The sequence below is a fragment of the Planctomycetota bacterium genome (assembly GCA_039182125.1).
GTDB lineage: Bacteria > Planctomycetota > Phycisphaerae > Tepidisphaerales > Tepidisphaeraceae > JBCDCH01.
Genome location: JBCDCH010000125.1, coordinates 1 through 4,764, shown reverse-complemented (window position 1 = coordinate 4,764; position 4,764 = coordinate 1). Strand labels below are relative to the sequence as shown.

3 protein-coding genes and 1 tRNA gene are annotated in these 4,764 nt (G+C 65.8%); 3 read left to right on the top strand and 1 reads right to left on the bottom strand.

Features of this window, described 5'->3' with window-relative positions; translation table 11 throughout:
• The 3 genes from AAGD32_18335 to AAGD32_18325 form a co-directional block, all read left to right on the top strand.
• A partial coding sequence (locus AAGD32_18335; GenBank protein ID MEM8876207.1) for an RDD family protein occupies positions 1-1,791 on the top strand: 1,791 nt, incomplete at its 5' end.
• A 157-nt stretch (positions 1,792-1,948) separates the two neighbouring features.
• A complete protein-coding gene (locus tag AAGD32_18330) occupies positions 1,949-2,536 on the top strand; it encodes an ATP-binding protein (GenBank protein MEM8876206.1) in 588 nt (195 codons plus the stop codon).
• Positions 2,537-2,582: 46 nt separating this feature from the next.
• A tRNA-Gly gene (locus AAGD32_18325) sits at positions 2,583-2,654 on the top strand.
• Between the two features lie 214 nt (positions 2,655-2,868).
• Here AAGD32_18325 and AAGD32_18320 read toward each other — a convergent pair.
• Positions 2,869-4,764: efflux RND transporter permease subunit (locus AAGD32_18320; GenBank protein ID MEM8876205.1), on the bottom strand; the 1,896-nt coding region annotated here is incomplete at its 5' end.

Genomic DNA, 4,764 nt, shown 5'->3' with positions numbered 1-4,764 from the left:
GACCTGCCGCCGGGGCTTTCGCAGATCGTGTCTCGGTGCCTGTCGAAAGAGCCCGGTTCTCGGTACGGGAGCTACGCCGCGCTGCGCGATGCACTGCTGCCGCTGAGTTCTGCGGTCGCGGAGCCGGCGACGCAGGCCCAGCGTACGGCCGCGGGATGGATCGACTATCTCGCGGCGTTTCTGCCGACATACGCGGCACTGATGGTGCTCGTCGGTCCGGAGTCGCTGTTCATCAGGCCGTTGTACGACTTCAGCTTTGACGCGTGGCGGTACCACCTCCTGCTGCTTGCGTCGGGGGTCGGTTACTTCACGGTCGTCGAGGGTGTTTGGGGGGCGGGGCTGGGCAAGTGGGTGATGAACCTGCGTGTGGTTGGGAGGAACGGCCGCTCGCCTGGGGTTGTGCGGGCTCTGGTGCGGATGCTGATACCGATCGGTGTGATCGAGGGGATCCGTGTTCCGCTTTCGGTCGCGTTGGCTCCTGCGGAAGCGTGGGGCGTGCTGGATGTGACACTGTTCATCGGTCTGTCGATCGCGTGCCCGTGGGTGGCGGCGCTGCTCTGGCTGACGGCGCGGCGGAGCAACGGGTTTGCGGCGTTGTGGGACCTGTCGAGCGGGACACGGGTCGTGGTTCGGCCGCGTGGATCGCGGCGGCCGGCGGCCCCGGTAGCGCCGGAGCCGGCGGAGGCTGTCGGACCGTCCCGGCGGATCGGTCCGTTTCGCGTCGAGAGTGACGTTGTGCCCGGCCGCTGGCTGTCGGGGGAGGACCAGGTGCTGAAGCGTCGGGTCTGGCTCAGGAAGCGTTCGGGCCAGGCGTTGACGGCGGCTCGGCGGTCGGTGGCGAGGCCGGGTCGGTCGCGGTGGTTGCAGGAAATCTTGGCCGATGGAGAGGCCTGGGATGTGTACGAGGCGGGTCGGGGTACGCCGCTCTCGGTTCAGACGGCGGCCGGCTCTCTGCGGTGGTCGGTCCTGCGGTTCTGGTTGCACGACGTGGCCTCGGAGCTCCGAGCCGCGGAGCGCGACGGCACGCTCGCGCCGGCGTACGGCTTTGACAATGTTTGGATCACGGACGACGGGCGGGCGGTGCTGCTGGACGAGCCATGGCCGATCGAGGGGCCGCGGCCGGGGGCGGTCTCGGTAGGGAGCGTCGGTGGGAAGCAGCGATTTCTCTCGCAGCTCGCGGACCGGGTGGATCCGCTGAGTGTTCCCCTGCACGCGCGGCCGGTGCTGGAGAACCTGCGTTCGGCGTCGTTCGAGAAGATCACGTTTGTGGCGGGGACGCTCCGCGGACTGCTGAACAAGCCGTCGGACGTGAGCCGGGGGCTCCGAGCGGCGTCGCTCTTCGTGATCCCGGGGTACGCGACGGTCGCAACGTTTCTTGGTATCGCGAGCAGTACGCCGTCGGCGTCGGATCCGGTGGTGTGGGCCGGCCGCGTGGGCATCGCGGTGTTTGTGATGATGCACTTCATCGCGTTGTCTGACATCGTGCTCGCTTTCTGGCAGAAGTCGACGGGGCTGAGCACGTTCGGGCTCGAAGCGGTGACCGGCTCGGGTTGTGCATCACGGGTCAGGCTGCTGCTCAGAGCGGGGGTGATGTGGCTGCCGGTGCTTGCGCCCAGCGGGGGGCTTGTTGCGATCGCGATCTTGAAAGGAACGTGGATCGACACGATCGCAGCGGCTCAGCTCGGGTGGGTGTTGCTGGCGGCATCGTTGGTGTATTCCATCAGCGCGCTGCTGCATCCGAACCGGGGTGTGCACGATCGGCTCGCCGGGGTGTGGGTCGGGCGCCGCTGAACCCGAAGCGTGTGCTCGTTGCAGAGTGTGCCGCGCTTCTGCGTTGTGGACATGGAGCAGCCACAGCCCGGTGAGAACCTTGGCGTCGATCAGTGTGCCGAGCTTGGATCGTTCTGCCAGCCAGGAGTGAACGGTCGGCCTGGGGGCGAGGTGGACGGTGATCCGCTCGCCCTCCACGCCGCCGCCCGCTTCCTTCCTGGAGGCTGCCCGCGCGAGAAAGAAAGTGACGGTCTCGTCGGTGAGACCGGTGGAGCTGGCGAAGCTGCCGACGGGTGTCAGTGTCGGTGCCGTGAACGCGCTGAAGTTCACCGACGAGGGAACGATCGCGGTGGGTATCCGGTCGACGGCTGCGGGCGAGGGGGGCTACCGGTTCCGCATCGATGTGGCTGATATGGGGATCGGCATGACCCCGGAGCAACTCGGGCGTGTGCAGCGGTACGACCCGTTCGTCCAGGCCGACTCGACGCACACCCGACGCTTCGGGGGGACCGGTTTCGGTCTGAGCATCTCGCGCTCGCTGAGCCGCTCGCGGTACGCGATCTATGCGACCTTGACCCTGAGCTTTTCCTTGATGCGGAACCGGTGTTTCCGTGGGGAGTTTGTCCGGTGGGCTCGGTATCTGATGTGGTACCCGATGCCCGCCGCGGCGGCAAAGCACAACTTTGGCACTCGCTGTTTCCGATTGGGCCCATGCTCTGCCATCGATGGGTACAATCCGATAGCTCAAGAGCAATCTCGGGCATGAAAATGTAGTTGGCGGTTCCGGCAAACTGCAGTCGAGAATCCGTCTAGCGGGTGTAGTTCAGTGGTAGAACGTCAGCTTCCCAAGCTGAATGTCGTCGGTTCGATCCCGATCACCCGCTTTCTCGTCGGCAAGGCTGCGCCTGTTTCCATTCCAAGGAACTGAAGAGCTTGCCGGCGTCCGATTTTGCCCTGGCTTTGCTCGACTCGCCTCCCGGTTTTGTGGCTTTTGGGGTGTCGGTCGCTGCTGTGACAGCGGTGTGCAGTACCCGTGTTTCAGGCGCTTGCGATGCGGATGCGGGGACGGTGGGTGTTGTGGCATCGGACCGCGATCGATCAGGCTGGTGATGTTTTGCCGCGGACGATGCGTCGGATCAGGCCGTAGAGCACGGGGATGAACAGCACGCCGATGAGTGTGGCCAGGGCCATGCCGCCGAAGACGGCGGTGCCGATGGATTGGCGGCCGTTGGCACCGGCGCCGGTGGCGATCAGGAGTGGGGCGGTGCCGAGGACGAACGAGAGGGCGGTCATGAGGATCGGCCGGAAGCGGAGGGTCGCCGCTTCGACGGTGGCTTGGGCGACCGGCTTGCCGCCGCGCCGGAGTTGCTCGGCGAATTCGACGATCAGGATCGCGTTTTTGCAGACCAGTGCGACCATGAGCACGAGCCCGATCTGTGTGTAGACGTTGTTGTCCAGGTCTCGCAGCAGCGTCGCGGCGAGTGCGCCGAGGATGCCGATGGGGATCGTCGCCATGATGGTGATCGGGAGCACCCAGCTCTCGTACTGGGCGGCGAGGAAAAGATAGACGAAGATGATCGAGAGCGCGAAGGCGATCGGGGCCGCGTTGCCGGCCCGTTTTTGCTGGAGGGCTGTGCCGGTCCATTCGTAGCCGAGTCCCTCGGGCAGTTCGGCTTCGGCGAGTCGTTCCATCTGTGCGAGTGCCTGTCCCGTGCTGACGCCGGCGGCGGCTTCGCCCGAGATCGAGGCGGAGGCGTAGAGGTTGTAGCGGTAGACGGTGGACGGGCCGATGACCTCGTTGACCTTGGCGATCGAGGACATCGGGAGGGTGTCGCCCTGCGCGTCGCGGAGCTCGAGGAGCAGGATATCGCTCGGGTTCTGCCGGAACTGCGGCTCGCTCTGCATGCGGACCTGGTAGACGCGGCCGAAGGCGTTGAAGTCGTTGACATAGGCGGAGCCGAGGTTGCCGGAGAGCGTGGCGAAGACCGTCTCGAGCGGGACGCCGAGACGCTGGGCTTTGACGCGGTCGATATCGACGAAGAGCTTTGGCGTGCGGACGCTGAAGGCTGTGAACGGGTTGGTGATCTGGCCGGAGTCAACGGAGCTGTCGATGATGTCGTTGGTGACGTCTTCGAGCAGATCGAGGCCGACGGCGGCCCGGTCTTGGATCTGGATCTCGAACCCGCCGGAGTTGCCGAGCCCCTGGATGGATGGGGGGCGGAAGGGGAAGATGATCGCCTCGGGCATCTCCGAGAGCTTGGCGGAGAGGCTGCCGATGATCGACTCGATCGAGGTTTCCGGGGTTGTTCGGTCTTCCCACTGATCGAGGATGATCACGCAGGTGCCGCTGTTGGGTTCGGCGGCGCCGGTGAGGAGGGAGAACCCGCCGATGGAGACGACGCCGGCGACGCCCGGTGTGTCGAGGATCTGCTGCTCGGCCTGACGCATGACCTCGTCGGTGCGTGCTTCTTTCGAGGCCGGCGGGAGCTGGACATTGACGAAGAAGTACTTCTGGTCCTCGAGGGGGATGAAGCCGGTCGGGGTCGCGCGGAGCAGGCCGAAGACGCCGGCGACCATGCCGAGGAACGCGACGACGGTGAGCAGTGAGAGCCGGAGGGACCTCCGGACGGTCCAGGTGTAGGCCGCGGTTCCGACGCCGAGCACAGCGTTGAACCAGCGGAAGAGCACGAGGGGCCTGCGGGTCTGCTTGCGGAGGAGGATGCCGCAGAGCGCCGGGCTGAGGGTGAGCGCGTTGATGCTGGACAGGACCGTTGCGATCGAGAGGGTGACACCGAACTGCCGGTAGAGCTGGCCGGTGATGCCCGGGAGCACAGCGGTGGGGATAAAGACAGCGAGGAGCACGAGGGTGGTCGCGATCACCGGGCCGGTGATCTCTTTCATGGACTTGCGAGCGGCGTCTTTGGCGTTCAGGCCTTCTTCTTCGATGAGTCGTGCAGTGTTTTCGACGACCACGATGGCGTCGTCGACGACGAT